Genomic DNA, 25068 nt, shown 5'->3' on the forward strand with positions numbered 1-25068 from the left:
CTGCACGGTATATGACTACCTTGTCAGGGCAGCCTGTTCTTCTTCGCCCGCAGACGTATAAAGCTGATAATACATTCCCCGCTTTAAAAGCAGCTCCTCATGATTTCCCTCTTCCACAATATTGCTGTCGGAAAGCACCAGTATCCGGTCTGCATTCTGGATCGTGGTAAGGCGGTGGGCAATGGTCAGTGTAGTGCGGCCTACTGCCAGACGATCCAGAGACTGGGATACCAGGTGCTCGCTCTCGTTATCAAGAGCAGAGGTGGCTTCATCAAGAATCAGCACCTGAGGATTTTTAAGAAATACTCTGGCAATGCTGATACGCTGCTTTTGTCCTCCTGAAAGCTTTACACCCCGCTCTCCCACATAAGTACTGTAGCCGTCTTTTAATCCTGTTATGAATTCGTGAGCTCCGGCCAGCTTTGCAGCCTGGATCACGTCTTCCTTGGAAGCTCCGGGGTGTCCGTATTCAATATTTTCAAAAACCGTTCCCGAAAACAGATACACATCCTGCTGTACCACACCTACGGTGCTTCTTAAGCTCTCTAAGGTCACATTCCTGATATCCTGGCCGTCAATGAGGATCTCACCCTCCGTCGGATCATAGAAGCGGGGGATCAGATTGCACAACGTTGTCTTACCGCCTCCGGATGGGCCGACAAGAGCCACCTTTTCTCCCTTTTTGATATCAAGGTTTATGCTGCTCAGCACCGGATTATGGTCATCCGGATATTCAAAGGATACCTGATGAAAGGTAATATTTCCTTTTACATCATGAAGAGGCACTGCTCCTTCTTCATCAAAGATGTCTACATCGGCATCCATTAACTCCATAAAACGTTCGACTCCGGTTATTCCTCTCTGGAACTGTTCCGCAAATTCGATGATCCTGCGGATTGTGGCAAGGAGCGTGGTCACATACAGGGTATAAGCCACCAGATCTCCGGGCTCGATCAGTCCCTTAATCATGAATATGCCGCCTGCAACGATGACCACCACATACATCAGACCGTCAAACATCCGGATGGTATTCTGGAAAGCAGCCATGTACTTATAGGTTTTCCGTTTAATCTCCAGGAATTCCAGATTATCCCGGTTAAATTTTTCAATCTCGATTTTTTCGTTGGCAAATGCCCGGACTACCCGGTTTCCAAGAAGGCTGTCCTCAATCCTGGCATTCAGCTCCCCGATGTGGTTTCGTTGATGTTTAAACGCCTTTCTCACCTGTAAGTTAAAGTAGGTACAGGATACCGCCATAACCGGAATCAGGAGGAAAATGATAAGCGTCAGGGGGAGATTGATCCCCGCAAGAATAATAAAGGATACCACCGTCTTTAAGAAGGCAATGAAAAATTCCTCCGGACAGTGGTGGGCAAACTCCGTCACGTCAAATAAGTCGCTGGTGATCCGGGACATGATCTGTCCAACTTTTGTATTGTTAAAGTAATTATCCGACAGCTTCTGCAAATGTGCAAATGCATCCTGTCTCATGTCGGTCTCAATCGCTGCTCCCATGACATGGCCCGTGTAAGCCATATAGAAGCTGGCCATTCCGTCTATAATTCTAAGGCCAAAATAAAGGGCGCCGATCCAGATGATCGTACGAATCGTAAGGGAGGTCATATCTCTTAATCCCTGATTGGTAATATAACGTAAGATCAAAGGCAATACCATTTCACAGATGGTGGTAAGCGATGCACAGAATAAATCCATGATCATAACTTTGGTATATTTTTTATAGTAGGGCACAAAGCGTTTTAACAATGTGCCCGTTTTCATCTCATTTTGTTTCATATAATCCTCTACTCTGTAATCTTAATATTTTTAATAAGTCCCAAAGCCCAATCCCTTTCCCCCGGCTTTCGGCTTATAATATTAATGTTCATACGCTGCTCCTTATAAAGTACCTGTGCGGACATCCCATATAGGATTTCCCCTTCCTTCTCCTCCGGTTCATAAAAAGCAACCCTTGCTTTGGCCTTTTCTACGTCAAAATCCACGATTTCCGGCCCTTTCCCCTGCTCAAACCACTGCTTCTTAAACTCGGCCTTACGCCCTTCAAAAACTGCTGCGTAGATGTAATAATCATGGCCTCCATATCCGTTTCCGTCATAGTAATGGTCCATGCTGCCGCTATTTGACTCATCATAAAGAAAATTCCCCGGAATCCCAAAGCTCATATTGCCGATCTTTCGGTAAACCAGGTGCTTTCTGCATCCGATGGAAACCTCCTCCGGCAAAGCGGTCACGCCTTCTAAATCTACAGGAATATGGCCGTCAAGGCTGCATACCTCCAAATACTCCTTCTTGGGGAAAGGAAGCCTGCGGTCCATGGAAAGCGACGTTTCAAGGAACTCAATAATTTGCTGGTTTACCTGCTCATCCTGCCTGCTGCGGGCCGACGGCATGAAATAACAGAACTGGTGAAGAAGGACCATGGCGCTGTTTCTGTAATAATAAGCATCCATTTCCAATTCATTCCATACAAAAAAATCCCTGGCAAATGCAACGCCTATACCAGAATTCATCATTCCTTTTATCTCTTTAAAAGAAAATGACCGAATATGGGTGACCAGTTTCCCCTCCTGACGATCCGGTATATAATAGACCGCAGGCCAGCAAAACATGTATTCCCCATCCCCGCTCCATCCGGATACCAGCTTCATAAGATCAGAAAACCACTGGTAAAAGTATTTCTGTCTCATGGCAAGAAAGTCCCTCTTTATATAATATCCGGTCCTGTCCTCGAGCCTGAGCTTAAGCTTTTCTTTATCTGCCAGCCGCTCCAAAAAATCGATGGCTGCCGCATGAAAGCCAGGGCCGGCAATGTTCGTCTGACTCTCTCCCTGAAGCTTGCTTTTGCTCCATTTAAGCCAGACATAGCCTTCCTGGCATAGCTGTACAATCAAAAATCCTTCGATCCGAAAACAGCGGTACCCCATTTCCTTTGCCAGCTCTTTTGCCATACCTTCCGCTGACTGGCCATTCCAGACTATTCCTGAAAATATTTTTTTCTTTGGCTCCAAAGAAAATCTGATTCGAATACTCATCTGAAACCCTTCCTAAGATATCTTTCTCTATTCTATCTTATTTTCATTAGAAATGGAAGCATAAAAAAAATATGGACAAATTTAATTTACAGTTTACATAAAGTAAGCCTGCTGCCACCGGATAGGAAAGCTTAATTCGTATACAAAAATGAGGGCTGCCCAGCACAATCACTGGAAAGCCCTTATTTTTGGCATAATTAAACTCATTTCACGAGTAATGATTTTCCTGTCATCTCTTTTGGCTGTTTTAATCCCATCAGTTCAATCAGAGTAGGAGCGATATCTGCCAGGCAGCCGCCTTCTCTTAACTTATAAGCCAGGTCAGCATTTACCAGGACAAACGGAACCGGATTGGTGGTGTGGGCGGTAAATGGCTCTCCTGTCTCATAATCCAAAAGCTGTTCTGCATTTCCATGATCAGCGCAGATGAACAGAATTCCATCTGTTTCCTTGATCGCCTCTACAGTTCTTCCTACACAAGTGTCCACAATTTCAATCGCCTTAATGGCTGCGTCTTCAATTCCCGTATGTCCAACCATATCAGGGTTTGCAAAGTTTATGATGATCACATCATATTTTCCTGATTTGATCGCCTCTACCAGCTTATCGCATACAATGGGAGCGCTCATTTCAGGCTGCAGATCATAGGTGGCAACCTTTGGAGAAGGAACCAGGATCCTGTCCTCTCCCTTATTCGGCTCTTCCACTCCGCCGTTAAAGAAAAAGGTTACATGCGCATACTTTTCAGTTTCAGCAATTCTGGCCTGTGTCATGTTGTTCTGAGCCAAAAATTCGCCAAAGGTATTTGTAATGGATTCTTTCTTGAATGCAACCAACTTGTTTTTAATGGTTTCATCGTAATCCGTAAAGCATACATAGGTCAGGTTCAGGCGCTTTTCTCTTGGAAATCCCTTAAACTCATCATCACAGAATGCCCTCGTTATTTCTCTTGCCCGGTCAGGACGGAAGTTAAAGAAGATCACGGAATCGCCGTCTTTCACTGTAGCTAACGGTTTTCCATCCTCTGTCACAACAAATGGCTCCACAAACTCATCGTTAACCCCTTTGTCATAGGAAGCCTGGATTCCGGCAGCTGCCGATTCCGCATGGATTCCTTCTCCCTTTGCCAGGGCATTGTATGCCCGTTCCACACGGTCCCAGCGGTTATCTCTGTCCATTGCATAGTAGCGGCCCATGACCGATGCCACTTTACCTATACCGATCTCCTTCATCTTTGCTTCTAATGCTTCCACAAAGCTCTTTCCGGAAGCCGGAGGCGTGTCACGTCCATCTAAGAAGCAATGAACATAAACCTTATCAAGGCCGTTTCTCTTTGCCAGTTCTAATAGACCGTAAATATGGGTGTTGTGGCTGTGAACTCCGCCGTCGGATACCAGGCCCCACATATGAAGGGCTGAACCGGATTTCTTACAGTTTTCCACTGCCTGTAAAAATTCTGCCACCTCAAAAAAGTCACCGTCTTTTATGGACTTTGTAATCCTGGTAAGCTCCTGATATACTATACGGCCTGCGCCCATATTTAAATGCCCTACTTCTGAGTTTCCCATCTGTCCGTCAGGAAGGCCAACTGCCAGTCCGCTGGCATTTCCTTTAACAAATGGGTACTGGCTCATAAGCTGATCCATGATCGGGGTCTTGCCTTCACAAACAGCGTTATGGTCGCAGTTATCATTTAATCCATAACCATCAAGTATCATTAATACAATCGGTTTTCTGCTCATAACTAGTTCTCCTTTTTCTCTTCTTCGTTCTATTGTAATAGAAGCATCTTACATCTATATCGTTATGCCTCATAAGCGTGGGAAATCTTAAAGAAATCATTGTCTCACAGTATATATTTTACATGATTTGCCCATTTCTTGCAACCGGTGAATGATGAAATAATAACCAGACTCCGGTACCCACCTTTACTATGAGGAAAAAGCTGCCTTCCCCACCATTTAAGGAAGGGGCAGCAGCTTTTACCCACTTATTTGTTGTAATTTACGATCTTTCCAAACTCTGGTTTTAAGGAAGCACCGCCAACCAGGCCGCCGTCAATATCAGGCTGTGCAAATAATTCCGGTGCACTTGCTGCAGATACGGAACCGCCATACTGGATGCGGATCGCTTCTGCTGTTGCTTCGTCATAGATTTCAGCGATGCATTCACGAATCGCGCCGCAAACCTCCTGCGCCTGCTCGGTTGTTGCAACTTTTCCGGTACCGATTGCCCAGATCGGCTCATAAGCGATTACCGCATTGGCTGCATTCTCTGCCGGTACATTTAAGAAAGCGATCTTAATCTGCTGGCGGATCCAGTCAAGAGTGATTCCCTGTTCTCTCTGGGTCAGTGTTTCTCCGCAGCAAACAATAGGAGTGATGCCGTATTCAAAGGCTTTTAAAACCTTTTTGTTTACGGTTTCATCTGATTCCGCGAAGTATTCCCTTCTTTCGGAATGGCCGATTACCACGTATTTCACGCCTGCATCTTTTAACATAGCGGGAGAAATCTCTCCGGTGTAAGCTCCTTTATCCTCATAGTACATATTTTCAGCACCAATGTGGATATTGGATCCTTTTGCAGCTTCAATTGCCGGTATAATGTCAATAGCCGGAACGCAGAAAATAACGTCTACCTCATCATTTGCCACCAGAGGCTTTAATGTATTCACCAGTTCAACCGCTTCGGTTGGAGTCATATTCATCTTCCAGTTACCTGCAATAATTTTCTTTCTGGACATAGTATCAACCTTCCTTTATGTTTGTCATTCAGAAGACCGGGATCTCCTGTTTGCAAGGCCCGGACAGTCATTCTTTGTCCGGGCCGGTATCGTAAGTCGAATTTCTTATTTATTATCTGCTGCAGCAACGCCTGGCAGTTCCTTGCCTTCTAAGAATTCCAGAGAAGCACCACCGCCTGTAGAGATATGGGTCATCTTGTCAGCAAAACCAAGTCTCTTAACCGCATTTACGGAGTCACCGCCTCCGATAACTGTAGTTGCATCGGAAAGTTCTGCAACTGCACGGCATACCTCTAAAGTACCTTCTGCAAAATTAGAGAATTCAAATACGCCCATCGGTCCGTTCCAAACAACAGTCTTAGCGCCCTTTAAAGCATCCTTGAAAAGTTCAATGGATTTTGGTCCGATATCAAATCCTGACCAGCCTGGATCAATCTCGCTTACTACCTTTCTTTCTGTATCATTAGAAAACTCCTTGCCTTCTAAGTTATCTACAGGAAGAAGCAGTTTTACGCCCTTATCCTCTGCCTTTTTAATCATCTCTAAAGCATAGTCAAGCTTATCTTCTTCACATAAAGAATTTCCGATCTCCTTGCCCTGAGCCTTTGCAAAGGTATAAGCCATGCCGCCGCCGATGATCAGTGTATCAACCTTATCAAGCAGGTTATTGATTACGTTGATCTTATCGGAAACCTTTGCTCCACCCAGAATTGCCACGAAAGGACGTACTGGATTCTCAACTGCCTGGCCCAGGAATTTGATTTCCTTTTCCATCAGATAACCAACTACATTGGTTGTTGTGTATTTGGTAACGCCTACATTGGAGCAGTGAGCCCTGTGAGCGGTACCGAATGCGTCGTTTACGAAAATGCCGTCGCAAAGGGAAGCCAGCTCTTTTGCATACTCATCTGCGCTCTCATCCTTGCCGTACTTAGTCTCTTCCACTCTGTAACGGGTGTTCTGAAGCAGCAGAACTTCTCCATCCTTTAATTCTTCAGCAATCTTTCTGGTCTCAGGACCTGTTACCTTTGGATCGTTTACAAATTTAACATCTACCCCAAGTCTTTCACTTAAAGCAGGAGCAACCGGTTCCAGAGACAACTCAGGAAGAGGCTCGCCCTTCGGCTTTCCTAAATGGGAACAAAGAATCACTTTTGCGCCCTGGTCCAATAATTTCTTAATCGTAGGAACGGCTCCGTCAATACGGTTGAAGTTCTGAATCACTCCATCCTTTAACGGCACGTTAAAATCACATCTCACTAAAACTTTCTTTCCCTGTAATCCGGTCAAATCATCAACTGTTTTCTTATTAAGCATATTTCAATGCTCCTTTCCTATTTATTGCCCATTCTTTTTGGGCATAAAGGGATACCTGTAAGGTGTTTCCTTTATTCTTCAAGATTTATAAAAATAAAAGGCCCGGTCCATAACGACCGGACCCTTTGTGGATCATTAGCCTAATTCAGCAAAGTACTTAATTGTACGAACCATCTGGCTTGTATAGGAGTTCTCGTTGTCATACCATGAAACAACCTGAACCTGATATAAATCATCGCCAATCTTGGAAACCATGGTCTGAGTAGAATCGAATAAAGAACCAAATCTCATACCAACAACATCAGAGGAAACGATTTCATCTGTATTGTATCCGAAGGAATCGCTTGCTGCTGCCTTCATAGCTGCGTTAATGCCTTCCTTGGTTACGTCTGCGCCCTTAACAACTGCTGTTAAGATGGTAGTGGAGCCTGTTGGAACCGGAACACGCTGTGCGGAACCGATTAACTTGCCGTTTAATTCCGGAATAACCAGACCGATTGCCTTTGCAGCACCGGTGGAGTTTGGAACGATGTTGGCAGCGCCTGCTCTTGCTCTTCTTAAATCACCTTTTCTGTGGGGTCCGTCAAGGATCATCTGATCGCCTGTGTAAGCATGAATTGTGCTCATGATACCGGACTGGATCGGTGCTAAATCGTTAAGAGTCTTAGCCATAGGAGCCAGGCAGTTTGTTGTACAGGAAGCAGCGGAGATGATCTTGTCATCTGCTGTTAATACATTCTCATTTACGCTGTAAACAACGGTTGGAAGATCGTTTCCAGCCGGAGCGGAGATAACAACCTTCTTAGCACCTGCATCAATGTGAGCCTGAGCTTTGTCCTTAGAGCAGTAGAATCCTGTACACTCAAGAACTACATCAACGCCGATCTCTCCCCATGGAAGTTCAGCAGCTTTTGCCTGAGCATAAATTCTAATAGTCTTACCATCTACAGTAATAGAGTCCTCGGAAGCTTCTACCGTGTGAATACCCTCACCATAGTATCCAGCGTATCCGCCCTGAGCAGTGTCATATTTTAATAAATGTGCTAACATCTTTGGATCTGTTAAATCGTTAATAGCTACTACTTCATAGCCCTCTGCGCCAAACATCTGTCTGAATGCAAGACGGCCAATACGGCCGAAACCATTAATCGCCACTTTTACTGCCATAATTCAATTCCTCCTAAGAATAAAATTAAATTTGATTGTTAAATATTAATCAACTACCCTTTATTTTACCTAATATTCCACTAAATAGCAAGTCCTTTTTTTAATTTTGGTTTTGCTCTCCTTAAACCTCACTCTTTACATAGCTGGCCAGATTATAGGAATGGTCGGAAATACGTTCCAGATTGCTGATAAGCTCCAGGAACACAACACCTGCCGAGGGATTGCATCCGCCTGAGGAAAGACGTTCAATATGCTTTTCCCTAAGCTCCTCCTCAAGAAGATCCACTTCATCCTCCCACTTGCTCACCTTACGGATATCTTCCATGTCACCTTTTCTTCTGGCTTCGATGGAATGAAAAAAGGAGTTATAAGCCGCCTGACAGATGACCTCCAGATCAGAGGCACCGGTACCGGAGAAACTGATTTCATGCTGAATCATATATTCCGCCTGCTCCGCCAGGTTTTCTGCGTGGTCGCCTACTCGTTCTATATCATTGATGCTGTAAAATAAGTTGTTGACTACCAATTTTTGCTCCTCTGTCAGGGACAGATTGTCGATTTTGACCAGATATTCCATCAACATCTTTTCCATATTATTGATCGTCTTTTCTGTTTTATACACTTCTTTTACTTTATCCGCATTTTTCGTGAGGACCGCGTCCATGGCAAGCTTCACATTTTCCAAAGTGATCTGTCCCATATGTACCACCTCCATGGAGGCTGTTTCTACCGCAAAAGCGGGAGACTCAAAGATTCTCTCATCCAGGTGCTTCATGGTTACAGCTTCTTCTCCCGCCGTCTCTCCATCATCGGTTTCTCTCTCCGGAACAACAAATCCGGATAGGTCCACCAGCTGTTTCGCAAAGGGGAACAGGATGAGTGTATTTGTCAGGTTAAAGAACGTATGGAATATGGAAATCTGTACTGCAGTGATGTTATGGGCCGCCAAAGCCGGGGTGACCATAAAAAGGACAAAAGAACCGATGCCAAAAATAAGAGCTCCCAGCACATTAAAGGACAAATGGATCACTGCTGCACGCTTTGCAGTCCTGGATCCGCCAATACTGGAAATGAGGGCAGTCACGCAGGAACCGATGTTCTGGCCGAGAGTGATAAATATAGCTGCATTGGTAGTAACTACACCGTTCATGGCAAGGGTCTGAAGGATTCCTACCGATGCGGAAGAGCTTTGAAGGAGAGCCGTTACCAAGGCGCCGATCAGCATGCCCAGCAAAGGATTTCTTCCTAAAAGCCGGAATGCCTCTGAAAAAATAGGGGCATCGGTATAGGGAGAAATTGCTCCTGACATAAAATCCAGGCCAACAAACAGCATGCCAAGGCCCACCAGGATCTCTCCTATGGTTTTCATCCTCTGTTTATTGCCAAACAGCAGAAGAACCGCTCCGATTCCAATAAAAAGAGGGGCCCAAAAGGAGGGCTGTAATATGGAAAACGCATCCCCCAGCTGATTCATGGATACGATCCAGGCCGTAATGGTGGTACCAATGTTAGCCCCCATGATAACGCCGACCGCCTGGGTCAAATTAAGCACCCCGGCGCTTACAAAGCCGACCACCATGACCGTGGTCGCTCCGCTGCTCTGGATTATTGCCGTGATAAGTGCGCCCAGAAGCACCGCCAGGAAACGGTTGTTTGTAAGCATTCCCAAAAAACGGCTCATCCTGCTTCCTGCGCTCTTCTGCATGCCGTCTGCCATGGTATTCATGCCATACAGGAACATTCCCAGTCCCCCCATAAAGCCAAACAGACTCGATATGTCATTTACAGACATGTAGTACCTCCTTATAAACACTGATTATGTTTTTATTCCAGCACGCCTCCCTCTTTCCGGAAGACGCACAATTTAAAATATAACATAGGGGGAATTGCTTTTTCAATGTTTTTTAAAAATTATGTAAAATTATGGTGAAATTTAGGTAAAACGATATCCGTTCAAACCAAAAAACCGCCCTGCTGATCGAAAATCAGCGGGCGGCTCTTGCCATAGAGAAATTTACAATATTTTTTCATATAACTTAAACCAGTGCAATCCATAGTTTCCAAGCCCCAGATCCACGGTATCCACATACGTAAATCCACATTTTTCATACAGCTTAACAGCAGGTAAGTTCTTTTCATAAACATCAAGGCGGATCGCTTTTGCATGTTCATTCATCCCATGTTGAACTGCAAAATCCATCAGCGCCATGCCAACTCCATTTTTGAGGTATTCAGGATGAACAGCAAACGTATATATCACAAATATATCGGAATAGTCAGCATTTATCCCCCATTGCACCTTATGATATGCAGACTCCGGCTCATGACTTAGTATCAATGAACCTACGATCTTTCCTGCAGCCTTTGCAACATAAAGATTGCCATTTGCAACACCGTTAACTGCATCTTCACGGGCCGGATATATACCTTTCCTCCAACCGGGATAGTTAATGCCAGTCTCCAGAAAATCATTCAGATCGTCATAGAGCTGCTCAAGCTGATCAATGTCGTATTTTGTTCCCTTCTCAATAATAATGTTCATACGTACCTTTCACCTTTCAGAATATTACAACTGGCAGGAATGCAGGAGCTAATCTTCATTCATAGCTTCATAGCATCAGTCCCAATAAACCTCTTCCTCTTTTATCAAGCATAATTTTATCATCCTTTCACCGCACCTGCAACCAGGCTATCCTGAATCTGATTGCTCAGTATAAAATAAATAACAATGGTGGGCAGAGTGGCAATGACCATGCCCGCTCCGATCAACCCCCAATCAGTGGAATATTGACCTGCAAAGGACATGATGCCCACGGGCAAGGTCCGGTAACGGTCGCTGTCCACAAAGGTATTGGCTAACATTAACTCATTCCAGGTCCCTAAAAATGTAAAAATAGAGGCTGTGGCAATCGCCGGCTTGACGATGGGAAGTATGATGGTTGCAAAGCACCGGAAAATCCCGCAGCCATCAATGCAGGCTGCCTCTTCTATTTCTATGGGGATGCTTTTGTAAAATCCGATTAATATCATGATGCTCATGGGAAGAGCCCCCGCGATATAAGGAATCAGAAGTCCTAAGTATCCGCCCTTTAACCCAGTTTTATCAAGGACCTGAAACAGTGGAAGCAGGGCGGCCTGGGCCGGAATCATAATTCCCAATGCAAAAATTCCAAATACCAGGGATTTAAGCTTCCATTTCATTCTGGCTATGGCATAAGCAGCCATGGCAGATAAAATTCCAGCAACGGCCACGGTTGCCATGGAGTAGAATACGGAGTTTAAAAAGTACCGGATTAAGTTTGTCTGGGTAAATGCATTTCCGTAATTTTCCCATCTCCAGATCTGTGGAAGCCCGATGGGGTTTTCTCCAAATATCTCTCCATTGCTTTTTAAGGAAAAGGTAAAAAGCCAATATAAGGGAAAAAGCTGAGTCAGTGCAATGAGGCACAGCAGCAAAAACTTTATCTTTTTTTTCATCTTCATAGGACCGCCTCCTCATTTATATGGCTGATGCATTTTCTTCCGCTTTTTTAAACAGCCTGCTTACAATAAAGGTAAACAGCAGGCATTCCACTACGATGAAAAATGCCTGTGCGCTTCCATACCCATATAGGCCTCTGCGGAATAAATTGTTGTACATCAGGGTTGCAGGCACTTCACTGGCATGGTTTGGGCCGCCCCCGGTCATGACATAGATTAAGTCAAAGGCCCTTAGGGAACCTGTAATGGAGAATATGACGCAGGTCTTAATCACCGGCGCTAAGAGAGGCAGGGTAATCTTTGTATTCACCTGCCACTTACTGGCACCGTCGATTTGAGCCGCCTCATAATAATCCTGGGAAATGGATTTGATCCCTGCATAAAAAATCAGCATGTGGTAGCCGATGTACTGCCACACCGCAGGAATCAAAGTGGAGAGAAATGCAGTTTTGGGATTGGAAAGCCAGGAATAGCTGAAATCAGAGGCTCCCAGAGCACGGATTAAATGGTTTAAAAGCCCATATTCGCTGTTAAACATCTTCATCCAAAGCTGACCGATCACCATACTGGAAATGACCACCGGCAAAAAGTAGACGGTACGAAAGAACTTTTCTCCTTTTACTCCCCTTGCCAGAACCATAGCCAGAAAAAGAGAGATGGGCAGCTGAATGAGTAAGGATGCGCCCACTAAAAGAAAGGAATTTATAACGGCCTTCACAAAGTGGCGGTCCTCTGCAAACAGCCTTATGTAATTCCCAAGTCCGATAAACTTCATTTTCCCCATGCCATCGTACTGGAACAGACTGTAGGCTCCGGAAATAAAAAGGGGGATCATACTAAAGCTGATAAACAGGATGAGCGCAGGCAGCACAAAGCAGGCCACAAAGCTCTTTCTTCCCAACATGTTATTCATGGTCAATCTCCTTTGGACAAAAAATGGGTATCGCCTGTTTCTGTAAGCGATACCCCCTTTGCTCTTACTTACTTGTTAATAGCTGCTTCATGTTCCTTTATAAACTCACCCGTATCGGCACCTGGAGCGAACAGGGTCTGCACCTGTTCATTGTGAATGGTGGCAGGTTCCGCATCAAGAGAGGTATCCCATGCAAGGACTGAGGTCTTTCCTTGGGAAAGGAGATCCTTGATCTGTACAAAAAGAGGATTTAAGCCCTTTTCATCCACCTCTGTTTTCCAACCGCTGAAACCTGAGCCTGACTCATAAGCAGCTTCCCCCATCTTTTCGTTTATGTAGATTGTGAATTTAGCTGCCTCATCCGGATTCTTCGTGCTCTTATTTACCCAGAAGGATTCTACGAATCCGCCGCAATAATCGGTTTCATTGCCTTTGCCGGTAATCATGGGGATTTCCATTGCAACCACATCCTCCGGATTGATGGTAACGGCTTTATCTGTATAAATTCCATTTGCAAACCAGCTTCCCATAAGCCTCATGGCGGCTCTTCCGGTTCCAAAGGCTGCATTGGCATCATCATTGCCCTGCTCCAGAGGATTGGCTCCAAATGCTCCCATCTTGTATAATTCCTGGACCTTATCCGCCGCTTCCGCGTAGCCCTCTCCTTCAAAGGGAGCCTGGCCAGAAAGCATCTTGTTGATTTCCTCTGCCCCTACAGTTCGCAGTGCCAGTGCCTGATAGATGAATGCCGCATTCCAGCCATCCTTTGCGCCGGAAGCCAGAGGGGTCACCCCATCAAGAGCCTTCAGCTTTTCAACTGCGGTTACCAGTTTGTCGTATGTATCTGGAAGCTCTGCTCCTGCCTGATCAAATAAGGCCTTATTGCAGTATAAGGTCATGTACCAGGAAAAGGAAGGAAGAGAATAAGTTTTTCCATTGTATTCAAAAGCTGCCGTAGAGCCCTCCAGAAGTTTTCCCTTAATATCATCTGTGATATAGGAATCCAGAGGAAGGAGTTTATCCGCATTGATCATCTTTCTTGCGGTTCCTGCTCCCCAGTAATAGAACACATCAATTCCTTTTGCATCTCCTGCAAACTCTGCGGATATCTTCGTCTTATAAGCTTCCGTATCCAGGGTCTGGGTGTTGATTTCTACATTGGGATTTTCCGCCAAATAAGCGGCAACCGCCTCGTCATATTTTTTCTTTAGTTCATTGGTATCATTGGACCACTGGTGCCAGACATTTAAAACGGTTTTTTCCGTCTTTCCCTCCCCTGAACTGCCGGCGTTTGTCGGAGCCGCACTGCCTTTGCTTCCACAGCCTGTCATACCTGCTGCCAGAGCTACCGTAAGTGCAACGGCCGAAACTCTTTTTAATAAACTTTTTTTCATCTCAATCTCCTCCTGGGTTTCTTTGTTTCCTTCTGATATCAGTATATCGGAACTCTTTTTTTAACTCAATTAAATATTTTGACCCAAAAGGTTACAAATTTTACTACCTTTGCTTATACTCCTTAACGGTTACTCCCACATGCTTTTTAAAGCAGATGCCAAAGTAATGGGAATCCCGGAATCCCACCTTTTCTGCTATTTCGTATACTTTGTAATCCGTTGTATTAAGAAGGCGGATGCTCTCTTCAATCCTTTTTTTCAGGACATATTCAATCAGGCTCTGTCCGGCCTCTTTTTTAAATACTCTGCTTAAGTAGCTTTCATTGGAAAAAACAGCCGATGCTACGGATTTAAGAGTAAGAGCAGGATCGCAAAAGTTTTTATCGATATATTCCAGGGCCTCGTTTACCACCTTATTTCCCTGCTTTGATTTCTTGCTGTTATGATAGTTCAAAATCATATGGATGGATTCATCCAGAAACGGCCGGCACTCTTCCACCGTCTGTATGGATTGTATGGATTCAAACAGACGGTCTTCTCCTATGAGCTGTTCCAAACTGACCCCATACTTATTAAGGGTACTTCCAGCCTTGGACATTAAATCCATAACCGTAAGCCTTAAATATTCCACTTCCGTTACCCTTGAATTCCTGACTCCTTCCACATAATCCTCGATTGCAGCAGATACCCTGTCGGAAATTCCATTGGTAAGAGAAAAAAGGAAGTCCTCCCAGTCAAAGGACAGTTTATCCGGATTTTTTTCCATAATATGCATATATTCTTCGTACGTGATAATCCGGTTATTCCCTAAAAGCACCGATGCGCTGAGGGCATGTTCGGATTCGGCAAATGCTTCTGCAATTCCCTCATAGCCCTCATGGCTGCGGCTTATGCCAATGGTGGAATCAATGTTGTTTTCCCTCAGCCTTAGATGGATTTGCCGAGCGATTTCCCCGCTGTCCTTTAATCGCCTGACCGTACAAAACAAGATAATATTTTTCATATAGTGAAGAAAAGATATGGTCCCGTCAATGGGATCCCTGCCAAGGAGTTCTATGGCCCTTTTATGGAGGCTGCCGTCTGCTTCCCCTGACCGTTCCTCTTTTAAGTGGAGGTTTAAGCAGCAGCACCCTTTTAACAGCGCTTCACAGCCATAGGCAAGAAGCTTTTTCTCCGCTTCCTCCTCACTGGTCCGCTTTTCCACCAGCCGCTGAAAGAAGCTTTCCATTAAAATGTCCTGGTCGGCGGAAACACTCTGTTTTAACATCTCCACCTCCTTACGGTGGTCCTTTTCCTTTATGATTTTTCCCCTGATCTTAAGAGCGATTTCCTTCAGCTCATTCATATCAATGGGCTTTAACAGAAAATCCTCTACCCCCAGCTTTACCGCCCGCCTTGCGTATTCAAATTCCCGGTATCCTGTGATCATGATTACATGGATGTTCTCATCCAAAGCTGAAATATGTTCCGCAAGCTCCAGACCCTCCATATGGGGCATATTGATATCGGTTAAAACCAACTCCGGCTTTCTGTATTTTATGAATTCCAATGCTTCCGTACCGGAGGAAGCCTCTCCAATGACTGAAAATCCATGATCTTCCCAGGGAAATCCCCGTTTGATCAGCACCCGTTCCAGTTTTTCATCATCCACAATCAGTACCTTGATCTCCATGTTCCAACCCCTTTGCTTCCATTCGCTTTACTCTTACTGCTATTTCCGTTCCATTTCCGATCTCACTATGGATAAGAACCGGCTGCCTGATCCCATGATATAGGGTAATCCGCTGCATCAGGTTATAAAGGCCGAATCCTGACTTACCGGTCACTGTCCTGCCTTCCATGATTTCTTCGATCTTTTCCTCGCTCATGCCGACCCCGTCATCAGACACCAGAAAAATAATTTCATCCTCATCGGAAAAGGCCTTGATGGAAACGGTTCCTTTTCCTTCCCTTGGCTTGATTCCATGATGGACCGCGTTCTCCACCAAAGGCTGTAAAAGCAGCTTTAATATCCTGCAGTCCTTCACCTCTTCTTCTACATCCACTTCTACCTTTATTTCATTGTCATAGCGGATATTTAAGATGGTTAAGTAGCTTTGTATGCAACTTATTTCATCCTTTACCGTAATAAAATCCAATCCGCTGTTTAGGCTATTCCTGTAAAAGCTTCCCAGAGCCTGAGTCATTTTAAAGCAATTATCATAATCCCGCATGAGAGCAAGAGCGGATACCGCATCAAGGGTATTGTATAGAAAATGAGGGTTAATCTGGGCCTGAAGCAGATCCAGTTCCACCTTTGCAATGATCTGCTCTTCTTCCTTCACCTTTTGGATCAGGTTTTTAATGGATCTTGCCATATGATTAAATACCCGCTTCAGATTATTGATTTCATCTTTCTGCCGGTCCACCTCCATTTCATCAAACTGGCCTTTTTCCACAAGCATCATATGCTTTTCCACCTTTAACAGGGGATGGAAGATAAAACGGGTGAGCATGACCGAGCATACAAAGACAAAAGCAACGTTCATACACATGATCAGCAGGATAACGGTGGAATAATAGGGCGCCATGGCTGTCATATTATCCAGTTGAAAGGATCCGGCCAGCTTCCAGTTTTCTATGCCGATGTCCTGGGTGATCACCAGCCGGTTTTCGCCGGTCCGCTGTCCGGGATTCCCAGGGGCCACAATGTATTCATCCTCATCGCCCAGGATATAAAAATCACTGTCACTGGAATTACTGACCCCATTAAAGTAATTGCGTATTGTTTCCTCATTGACCGTAACCAGCAAAATGGCCAAAGGCTTATATGTATTTTCATCCCGGATTTCCCGGATATAGGTAATATAAGGGGTATCTCCATAGAATTCAATGACCCCCTCGCTGCCTTTCATAAAAAAACCGTTTCCCCTGTGCTCACCTAAATGCCGGTACCACTCAGACTCCAGGATCTTTTCTCCGTAAATCCCCTTGGGTGTCTTTTTATAGGAGCTGTACACATTATGATAGGAATCCATAATCAGAACGCTGGAAATATACTCCCCTGACAGGATCATATTAACCAGACTTTGCTTGATGGTTCTCTGGATAGACGGATCAATGGCTCTGTTATCCACATTTCTTAAAGCCTCCTGAACATTTCTATCAAAATAGATTAGGTTTGAAAACTGGGTCACATTATCAAAGATCAGGGACAAATTCCCCTTAAGGGCGCTGACCGTCTGAGTGCCTGCTCCCAGAATTTCTCGTTTCGTGTAGGAGCTGTTAATAACAGATATGACCGAAAAGGTGATTACAAAGGATAATAATACGACCGTTAAATACATAATCAGGATCTTTGTCTTAATCCTCATATTTTTCCATGCATCCATCAGACCAGCCATAGCAGCCTCCCCATTCATATGATTTTTTACCCTTATTCTAGCGAGTTTGGCAGGGGTTGTCAAAAAAAAGTTTGGATTGTCTTTTCAGCTCATTATCCCAGCCTTTCATACCGGTAGTTTTCTTAAAGTATATCCCAGGTAAATGAATTACTAAATTTAATTATTTTGCTGAAAAGGTGATTTTTTTTACTTTGTCAGATTCCTTTCGATAAAAACTCCGCTTCCCTGCGTTGCTTTTCTCCCTTAGATTGATTATAATGAATTTAATTTGTGAAAGGAGAACCCCATGCTGCCAGATTATCATTTTCATACAAATTTTTCAGGAGACTCCAAAACTCCCATGCGGACCCAAATGGAACGGGCCATAAGCCTTGGAATGACTTCCCTCTGTATTACGGACCATCACGATTATGACGTAGACTCTGTCATCGATTTTACCCTTCAGACGGACCAGTATTTTGAAGCAATGTCTGCCTTAAGGGAAGAATACAAAGACCGCATCGACCTTCGCATAGGGATCGAACTGGGACTTCAGACCCATTTAAAAGAATATTACAGGGAATTGTTATCAAGTTATCCCTTTGATTTTATCATCGGCTCCACCCACTTTATTAACAGAAAAGATCCTGCTTATCCGGAGTTTTTTAAAGGAAGAGAGGAGCAAAAAGCATATCTTCAGTATTTCCAGGCCACACTGGATAATGTGAAAAATATTGACAACTATGACGTAGCAGGCCATATCGACTACATCGTCCGTTATGGCCCGAATAAAGCTCGTTACTACAGCTACGAAGCATACAAGGATATTTTAGATGACATTTTAAGAGCGATTATCGAGCGGGGCAAAGGAATAGAATGCAATACAGCCGGTTTCCGGAAAGGAATCGGACAGCCAAACCCATGTGCCGGTATTATTAAGCGCTATAAGGAATTAGGCGGGGAGATCATAACCATCGGTTCCGACGCCCATATACCGGAAGATTTAGGAGCAGACTTTCAGACAGCGGGTGAACTTCTTAAGCAATGCGGATTTTCCTATTATACGGAGTTCCGCCGACGAAAACCGGAATTCAAACCCCTGTAAACAAATGAGAGAAACAATACTTGGAATTGGAGAATTGCCATGAATGTATTTGATATTATCGGGCCTGTTATGATCGGGCCTTCCAGCTCCCATACGGCCGGCGCTGCCCGCATCGGTAAAACGGCTGCCCTGCTTTTAGGTGCTTCTGTTGCAAAAGCAGATATCCTGTTTCACGGCTCCTTTGCAAAAACTTACAAAGGGCACGGCACAGACAAAGCCATTGTAGGCGGAATTTTAAAACTGGACCCCTGGGACCCGGGAATCCGGACAAGCCTTGAAACAGCCAAGGAACAAGGGATATCCGTCACGATCCACACCGGAACCATTGAAAATGCCCATCCAAACACGGCGTTAGTCACCCTTACCTCAGATCAGGGCAGTACCATCTCCGTCCAGGGAGCGTCAGTGGGAGGCGGCAACATCGTCATAAACAAGGTAAATGACATGGAGGTTTATTTTACCGGGCAGAATACCACCCTGATCGTTATGCATCAGGATGTTCCCGGAATCATCGCCCATGTGACGAACCTGGTGGCCGTGGGCAATGCCAACATCTGCAATTTCCGCTTAAACAGGCAGGAAAAACGCGGACTTGCCATCATGTCCATTGAAATGGATTCTGACTTTGACCAGTCCCTGGTCTCCCAGATCCAAACCATCCCTTATGTATACAACACGATTTTGTTAAAATTAAACTGACCAGGAGGAACCTATGCAATTAAAATATAATTCCGTGGAAGAGCTTGTAGCCGCCGCTTCATCTTCCAATAAAAAAATATCGGAAATTGTGCTAGAGCAGCAGGCCGAGGATATGGAGACCAGTCCGGAAGATGTCTACTCCACCATGGAAAGCAGTTTTGAGGTTATGAGGCAGTCTGTGTTAAACGGCATGGATGAATCCCTCCGTTCTTCCAGCGGTCTTTCCGGGGGAGCTGCCGCCAAATTAAAAAAGGCAGTAGAGGAAGGAAAAAACCATTACGGCCATCTCCTTGGCAATGCCATTAGTATGGCTCTTGCCGTGACGGAATACAATTCCTGCATGGGGCAGATCGTGGCGGCTCCTACAGCCGGCTCCTGCGGTGTCATTCCGGCAGCTCTCATTTCCGTTATGGACGAATTTGATTTACCAAAGCATGATATCATCATGTCCCTGTTCACTGCATCGGCCATTGGCATGGTCATTGCCAAATGCGCCAGCATCGCCGGAGCGGAGGGCGGGTGCCAGGCCGAGGTGGGATCCGCGTCCGCCATGGCTGCTGCAGCTCTTACGGAAATCTTTGGCGGAACGCCCCAGATGGTTTCCGACAGCTGCGCTATAGCCCTGAAAAATACCATGGGCCTGGTATGTGACCCGGTGGCAGGTCTGGTAGAGGTTCCCTGTATCAAGCGCAATGCCATGGGAGTAGCCAATGCATTTACTGCTTCGGAGCTTGCCTGTGCCGGAATCACAAGCGCCATTCCTGCAGATGAGGTGATCTTTGCCATGAAGCAGGTGGGCAATCTCATGTCTACCTCCTTAAAGGAAACTTCAGAGGGCGGCCTGGCCGCAACCCCTACCGGCTGCCGCTTACGTAAGCAGATCTTCGGATAAGTAATGAATACCATAAAAAACCGGAAAACAGCGGTCGACTCTTCCGCTATTTTCCGGTTTTTTTATGATTCTATTTTTCAAGCTTCTTCTTATAAATTTCAATGACTCTTTTCATTGCCTCCTGGCCAGGAGCACCAATGGTCATTCTTTTTTCCACACAGGTTTTTAAGCTGATGGCATCATAAATATCTTCTTCGAACACCGGACTGATGGCCTTATATTCTTCCAGGCTCATATCATCCAGGGCAATGCCCTTTTCTATGCAGAAAAGTACAAGCTGTCCAACGATTCCATGGGCATCCCGGAAGGCCACTCCATGATTTACCAGATAATCGGCCGCATCAGTTGCATTGGTAAAACCGTTTTTGGCGCTGGCTTCCATCACATCCTTTCGGAAGGTCATGGTGGAAATCATTCCTGTAAACAGGGCAAGGCAGCCTTTTACCGTGTCAATGGCGTCAAAGGCCAGCTCCTTATCCTCCTGCATGTCCTTGTTGTAGGCAAGAGGAATTCCCTTCATGGTGGTTAACAGAGACACCAGGGCGCCGTAAACCCTGCCGGTCTTTCCCCTGATCAGTTCCGCAATGTCCGGGTTCTTTTTCTGAGGCATGATGCTGCTTCCGGTGCTGTAGGAATCATCAATTTCCACAAACCGGTATTCATTAGTATTCCAGATAATGATCTCTTCACAGAATCTGCTTAAATGCATGGAAATGATGGATAACGCACTTAAAAGCTCGATTAAGTAATCCCGGTCGGCCACAGAATCCATACTGTTAAGAGTCGGCCCTGCAAATCCCAGAAGCTCTGCCGTATATTCCCGGTCCAGGGGATAAGTGGTTCCAGCCAAAGCGCCAGAGCCAAGGGGACAATAGTTCATCCTTTTTTTAATGTCATGAAGGCGGGAATGATCCCTGTCAAACATTTCAAAATAAGCCCCCAGGTGGTGAGCCAGGGTGATTGGCTGCGCTTTTTGCAGATGGGTAAATCCAGGCATGTAAGTGTCAAGATTTTCTTCCATAAGCTTTAAAAGCACTGAGAGAAGTCCTTCCACCAAAAGGGTAAGCTCATCGATCTCATCTCTGGTATACAGCTTCATGTCAAGAGCCACCTGATCATTGCGGCTCCGTCCGGTATGAAGGCGCTTTCCGGCCTCCCCGATCCGTTCCGTTAATACTGCTTCAACGAAAGAATGAATGTCTTCATGTTCCCCCGTTATTACCAGGGCTCCGCTTTCTAAATCCTCCCGGATCTCCATAAGGCCTTTTACGATCTTATCTTTATCTTCCTCCGTAAGAAGTCCTTGTTTTGCCAGCATCTTCACATGAGCAATGCTGCCCTCAATATCCTGATGATAGAATTTTTGATCAAATGATATAGATGCATTAAAGTTGTGAACCAGCTGATTGGTTTCTTTTGTGAAGCGTCCGCCCCATAGTTTCATAATTGAGAATTCTCCTTTCCTTTGTATTGCTGTGACTACTTAATTGGTAGAATGAACCCGCATGGGTCTGCGCTTTTTCCCTATTCCTGAGGATACACCTGCAAGTATCAGCAGAAAGACCACGCTTCCAGCCGTTATGATACCGCCTGTTTTAAGTCCCTCGGGCATATATTCCAGAGAAATATCATGGGTCCCGGCAGTCATATGCACGCTTAAAAACGTATCAAATAATTTATAAGGCTCAACAACTTTTCCGTCAACCCTGATCGTCCAGCCCTTGTCATAGGGAATGCTTAAAAACAGCAGGCCGGCCTTATCAGCAGTGACATTTCCCTGTATCTGCGTATCAGTCCACTTTGTAAGCTTCATGGAATTCTTGTCTAAAATGTTGTACACAGACTCAAGGCCCTCAGGAAGAAAACGGTAAGCGACCGCCACCAGATCCTGATCATTGTCATCGTTTCGCAGAGTAATCTTTTCCCCTGCTTTTATATAGCCCAGTTCCAGCAGATAGCCGCGGCTCACATTATCAAAGTTTTTGGTCTTTTCTCCAAGCAGAGCATTTACCTTTTCCACCTTTTTATTGCTGACAAATACATAATAGTCTCCATCCGCTTCCGGTGTAAACGTAAAGCTGGTTCCGGTGATTTCGCTTGGAACCTCAGACAGTACCGGATTGGCTCCTAATACCACGGAAAAATCATTTTGGACCTCTGCCGGATTTGTTAAATCCAGCTGCCAGTTATCTTCAAAGTCATATGGTAACATAAATCCCAAAGACAAGGCAAAGCTGTTTTCCCGGAGATACATCTCATCATTTGAAGCAATCGGTACGGATATGCCGTCATCCTCGGTTTCTTCCGAGTACAGCCCGTATTTGACCGCAAAAAGTGCATCTATCAGAGGCGTACTTCCCGTAATGCTGTAAGCATTGGTAGAGCTTTCGCAGCCCAGTTTTTTAAAGAATGCCGTAAGATCTGCATTGGCTGTGGAGGAAAAGAGGGAGACCGTAGGAAAGTTCAGCCAGGCTCCGTCATTTTTGGTTTTTCTTGTGACCTTTTCGATCCGGTAAAAAGAGGTACCAGGCATCAGGCTTTCTGCCAGCTCCGAAGATGCCTTATTATCCTTCATATAGCTGGTCCTGCTGGTGGTCGTCACGCTGGTGACCGTGGTATTAACCGCGGCTTCTAAGGAGACCACGCCAAGGGCCAGAAGTACCAGCACATTTCGGCTCACTCCTCTTTGGTAAAGGCTGATAAGGCCGGCATAAATGGAAAGGAACAAAATAGCCACATAAAATACGGAAAAATGATAAGCCTCATCCGTTATAAGCTTTTGCGCCATCAAAACAAAGATCACCGAAGCAAAAAAAGCTATTACAATATGCTTCCATGGAATCTCATGCAAGTGAATGTAAGCCTGATAGCACGTAAACAGCATGAGAAAAATATAAATAAAAGACTGTCTGCATGGCAGGCTGTTGGGATAATGAAATCCATGCCAGATAAAATTCAGTGTATTAACGGAAAAGCTGGCAAAGAAAAACAGCAGCAGGGAGCACATAACAATCTTTTCCCTCTGCCTGATCTGTTTACAGCCCAGGTAAAGAAGGAAAAACATGAGAACTGCCACACCGCAGTAGATATTAGGCCAGTGGTCCAACCCGATTTCCGGTTCCACCGCCGGAAGATGTCTGGCGATCATGTCAAATATGGAAAAATAGGAGCTGATGGTCTGGGGAAAATTAAAATCTCCCGAAGCAGTTGACTGCAGCGCATAAATTTCAGGAAGCAGAACTACAGCAGAAAGGCCTCCTGCTAATAAGGAAAACAGAGCAAACAGTCCTCCACGGATAAAGATTTCCTTCCAGGATCTCAAGCCTTCTAATATAAGAAGAGCAATAAAGTAGAATACCATAAAAATACATATCATAATGGATATGTAATAATTTGATAAAATTGATAGTCCCAGTGTAATACAGTATAGAAAACACTTCTTTTCTTTCACCAGCTTCTCAAGGCCCAGCATAATGAGCGGGAATAGAAGAATGCAATCCAGCCACATGATATTCCAGCTGTAAGCCGCCATATATCCGGACAGAGCATAGAAGATGCCAAAAAAAGCGACTCCAAAGTCCATGGTCTTGTTATGCCTGCGCAGATACCAGGAAAAGGATAGTCCGCTTAATCCGATCTTAAATACGATCAGATAGGTCATAAATTCAATGACATAATTCTTCGGGCAAAGTACCAGCAGCCAGTTTAAAGGACTTGCCAGATAATAAGCATAAAGAGCTGCAAAATTCACGCCCATGCCGATATCCCAGCTGTACAGAAGGCTTCCTCCATGGGTCAGCTTATAACGGAACTCAGAAAAAAACGGAGCATACTGATGATACATATCAGTCCTTAAAAAGCTTTCCTCACCAAAAGGAAAAATCCCCCGCTGGGCAAATATGATAACCATGATCACCATTGGCACAAAAAAAGCTGCAAGGAGTCCGTCGGAGGGCCTTACCAGGGTGCCTGTCCCCTCTTTTTTAGCAAATATTCTTTCTTTATAGCTATCTAACTGCCCAATTTCCAACTCTTCCTCAGCTTCATCGTCTTCCGGTTCCTCAAGAATGTCCATGAAATCCGTAACAGGAACAGCCTCTTTCTCCTGCTCCAAGTCTTCTCCGTAATTCAAATCTTCATAATCAAGATCCCCATCATACAGCTCTTCCATCCCGTCAACCGGAATATCAAGGCGTATCCTGGGTGCAGAAGCCAGTTCTAATTCCTGTTCTGCCATTTCCCCTTTGGGATCGTAAGTAACCTTCTCCTCTTCATTTCCTTGCTTCAAGTCATTTTCCCCTGTTGTAATTTCTTTTTCACCTGATGTCATTTGCAGCATATCCTCTAGTTCTTTCGATATCTTTTCAATCTCGTCATCGTGTTCCATTTCATTTACCTCTCTTTACAGGGGTTCTTCCTCTCTCTTCCGGAATATGAAAACCTTGCTGAATCCATAGTTTGCAATTACAACAACCACGGATACCAGTATTTTACTTACATATTCATCCATTTTGAGCCAGGAAACCATTATCACCATAAGAATCATTTCCATGACGCCTGACGCTGCTCTGCATGCGGTAAACGATAGAATCTCCTTCATGACAAAGCCCAGATGCAGGTCATAGCTTTGAAAAACAAAGATTTTATTTACAACAAAGGCAAAGAGGACGGAAACAACCCATGCTGCCGCAGTTGCGGCACGGTAGTCAATGCCCGCCTTCACCATGAACCAATAGACAACCCAGTTAACCAGGGTCGTCAACACTCCAAATATCAAATAGGAAATGACTTCCCGGTTCATGACCTTGTCCCAGATTTTTCTAATCATCTTTTCTCTCCTAAAAAACTACATTTCCTCTTTCCTGCCCATGCACTTTGGGCATACAGGTATACCCGCAGGGTATTTCCTCTATTGTATTATAGGGAAAGAAAATTGTAAAGGGATT

At 44.9% G+C, this 25068-nt stretch carries 19 protein-coding genes; 3 read left to right on the plus strand and 16 right to left on the minus strand.

Features of this window, described 5'->3' with window-relative positions; translation table 11 throughout:
* Nucleotides 1-15: 15 nt before the first annotated feature.
* The 13 genes from BMW45_RS01905 to BMW45_RS01965 all read right to left on the minus strand — a co-directional run bounded on the left by BMW45_RS01905 (nucleotide 16) and on the right by BMW45_RS01965 (nucleotide 17447).
* The gene (locus BMW45_RS01905) at nucleotides 16-1794 is read right to left on the minus strand and encodes an ABC transporter ATP-binding protein (protein ID WP_092240310.1); all 1779 of its coding nucleotides are present in this window, start codon (nucleotides 1792-1794) and stop codon (nucleotides 16-18) included.
* Nucleotides 1795-1802: 8 nt separating this feature from the next.
* On the minus strand, nucleotides 1803-3050 hold the full coding sequence (locus BMW45_RS01910; protein ID WP_092240311.1) for a hypothetical protein: 1248 nt from the start codon (nucleotides 3048-3050) through the stop codon (nucleotides 1803-1805).
* Nucleotides 3051-3253: 203 nt separating this feature from the next.
* Nucleotides 3254-4792: a 2,3-bisphosphoglycerate-independent phosphoglycerate mutase gene (gene gpmI, locus BMW45_RS01915; RefSeq protein ID WP_092240312.1), complete on the minus strand. Its 1539-nt coding sequence runs from the start codon at nucleotides 4790-4792 to the stop codon at nucleotides 3254-3256.
* 248 nt (nucleotides 4793-5040) lie between these two features.
* A complete protein-coding gene (gene tpiA / locus BMW45_RS01920; RefSeq protein WP_092240313.1) occupies nucleotides 5041-5793 on the minus strand; it encodes a triose-phosphate isomerase in 753 nt (250 codons plus the stop codon).
* A 105-nt stretch (nucleotides 5794-5898) separates the two neighbouring features.
* Entirely contained in the window at nucleotides 5899-7110 is a 1212-nt protein-coding gene (locus BMW45_RS01925) for a phosphoglycerate kinase (RefSeq protein ID WP_092240314.1), read from the minus strand.
* A 135-nt stretch (nucleotides 7111-7245) separates the two neighbouring features.
* Nucleotides 7246-8277 carry a type I glyceraldehyde-3-phosphate dehydrogenase gene (gene gap, locus BMW45_RS01930; RefSeq protein ID WP_092240315.1) on the minus strand — a complete coding sequence of 344 codons (1032 nt, stop codon included), beginning with the start codon at nucleotides 8275-8277 and terminating at the stop codon, nucleotides 7246-7248.
* A gap of 121 nt (nucleotides 8278-8398) precedes the next feature.
* Nucleotides 8399-10069 (minus strand): Na/Pi cotransporter family protein, encoded by a 1671-nt coding sequence (locus BMW45_RS01935; protein WP_092240316.1) that lies wholly within the window; start codon nucleotides 10067-10069, stop codon nucleotides 8399-8401.
* A gap of 222 nt (nucleotides 10070-10291) precedes the next feature.
* Nucleotides 10292-10819: a GNAT family N-acetyltransferase gene (locus tag BMW45_RS01940; RefSeq protein ID WP_092240317.1), complete on the minus strand. Its 528-nt coding sequence runs from the start codon at nucleotides 10817-10819 to the stop codon at nucleotides 10292-10294.
* Between the two features lie 119 nt (nucleotides 10820-10938).
* Complete coding sequence (locus BMW45_RS01945; RefSeq protein WP_025231512.1) at nucleotides 10939-11760, minus strand: carbohydrate ABC transporter permease; 822 nt, start codon at nucleotides 11758-11760, stop codon at nucleotides 10939-10941.
* Between the two features lie 16 nt (nucleotides 11761-11776).
* Entirely contained in the window at nucleotides 11777-12670 is an 894-nt protein-coding gene (locus BMW45_RS01950) for a carbohydrate ABC transporter permease (RefSeq protein ID WP_092240318.1), read from the minus strand.
* 68 nt (nucleotides 12671-12738) lie between these two features.
* The gene (locus tag BMW45_RS01955) at nucleotides 12739-14064 is read right to left on the minus strand and encodes an ABC transporter substrate-binding protein (RefSeq protein WP_092240319.1); all 1326 of its coding nucleotides are present in this window, start codon (nucleotides 14062-14064) and stop codon (nucleotides 12739-12741) included.
* 103 nt (nucleotides 14065-14167) lie between these two features.
* Nucleotides 14168-15736: a response regulator gene (locus BMW45_RS01960; RefSeq protein WP_092240320.1), complete on the minus strand. Its 1569-nt coding sequence runs from the start codon at nucleotides 15734-15736 to the stop codon at nucleotides 14168-14170.
* On the minus strand, nucleotides 15708-17447 hold the full coding sequence (locus BMW45_RS01965) for a cache domain-containing sensor histidine kinase (RefSeq protein WP_166433261.1): 1740 nt from the start codon (nucleotides 17445-17447) through the stop codon (nucleotides 15708-15710). The genes BMW45_RS01960 and BMW45_RS01965 overlap by 29 nt, the downstream gene beginning before the upstream one ends.
* A gap of 286 nt (nucleotides 17448-17733) precedes the next feature.
* On the opposite strand from BMW45_RS01965, the gene BMW45_RS01970 reads away from it, so the two are divergent.
* The 3 genes from BMW45_RS01970 to sdaAA are packed head-to-tail and all read left to right on the plus strand — an operon-like array spanning nucleotide 17734 to nucleotide 20122.
* A complete protein-coding gene (locus tag BMW45_RS01970; protein WP_092240322.1) occupies nucleotides 17734-18531 on the plus strand; it encodes a histidinol-phosphatase HisJ family protein in 798 nt (265 codons plus the stop codon).
* Nucleotides 18532-18570: 39 nt separating this feature from the next.
* A complete protein-coding gene (gene sdaAB / locus BMW45_RS01975; protein WP_092240323.1) occupies nucleotides 18571-19230 on the plus strand; it encodes an L-serine ammonia-lyase, iron-sulfur-dependent subunit beta in 660 nt (219 codons plus the stop codon).
* A gap of 13 nt (nucleotides 19231-19243) precedes the next feature.
* On the plus strand, nucleotides 19244-20122 hold the full coding sequence (gene sdaAA / locus BMW45_RS01980; protein ID WP_025231504.1) for an L-serine ammonia-lyase, iron-sulfur-dependent, subunit alpha: 879 nt from the start codon (nucleotides 19244-19246) through the stop codon (nucleotides 20120-20122).
* A gap of 70 nt (nucleotides 20123-20192) precedes the next feature.
* On the opposite strand, the gene argH is transcribed toward sdaAA, so the two are convergent.
* From argH to BMW45_RS01995, 3 genes are read right to left on the minus strand one after another with little or no spacing between them, the layout of a single operon-like run.
* Nucleotides 20193-21566: an argininosuccinate lyase gene (argH, locus tag BMW45_RS01985; protein ID WP_092240324.1), complete on the minus strand. Its 1374-nt coding sequence runs from the start codon at nucleotides 21564-21566 to the stop codon at nucleotides 20193-20195.
* Nucleotides 21567-21605: 39 nt separating this feature from the next.
* Nucleotides 21606-24509 (minus strand): YfhO family protein, encoded by a 2904-nt coding sequence (locus BMW45_RS01990; RefSeq protein ID WP_092240325.1) that lies wholly within the window; start codon nucleotides 24507-24509, stop codon nucleotides 21606-21608.
* 15 nt (nucleotides 24510-24524) lie between these two features.
* Nucleotides 24525-24950 carry a GtrA family protein gene (locus BMW45_RS01995; RefSeq protein WP_054791538.1) on the minus strand — a complete coding sequence of 142 codons (426 nt, stop codon included), beginning with the start codon at nucleotides 24948-24950 and terminating at the stop codon, nucleotides 24525-24527.
* Nucleotides 24951-25068 lie beyond the last annotated feature (118 nt).

This window comes from Lacrimispora sphenoides (assembly GCF_900105215.1).
Lineage (GTDB): Bacteria > Bacillota > Clostridia > Lachnospirales > Lachnospiraceae > Lacrimispora > Lacrimispora sphenoides_A.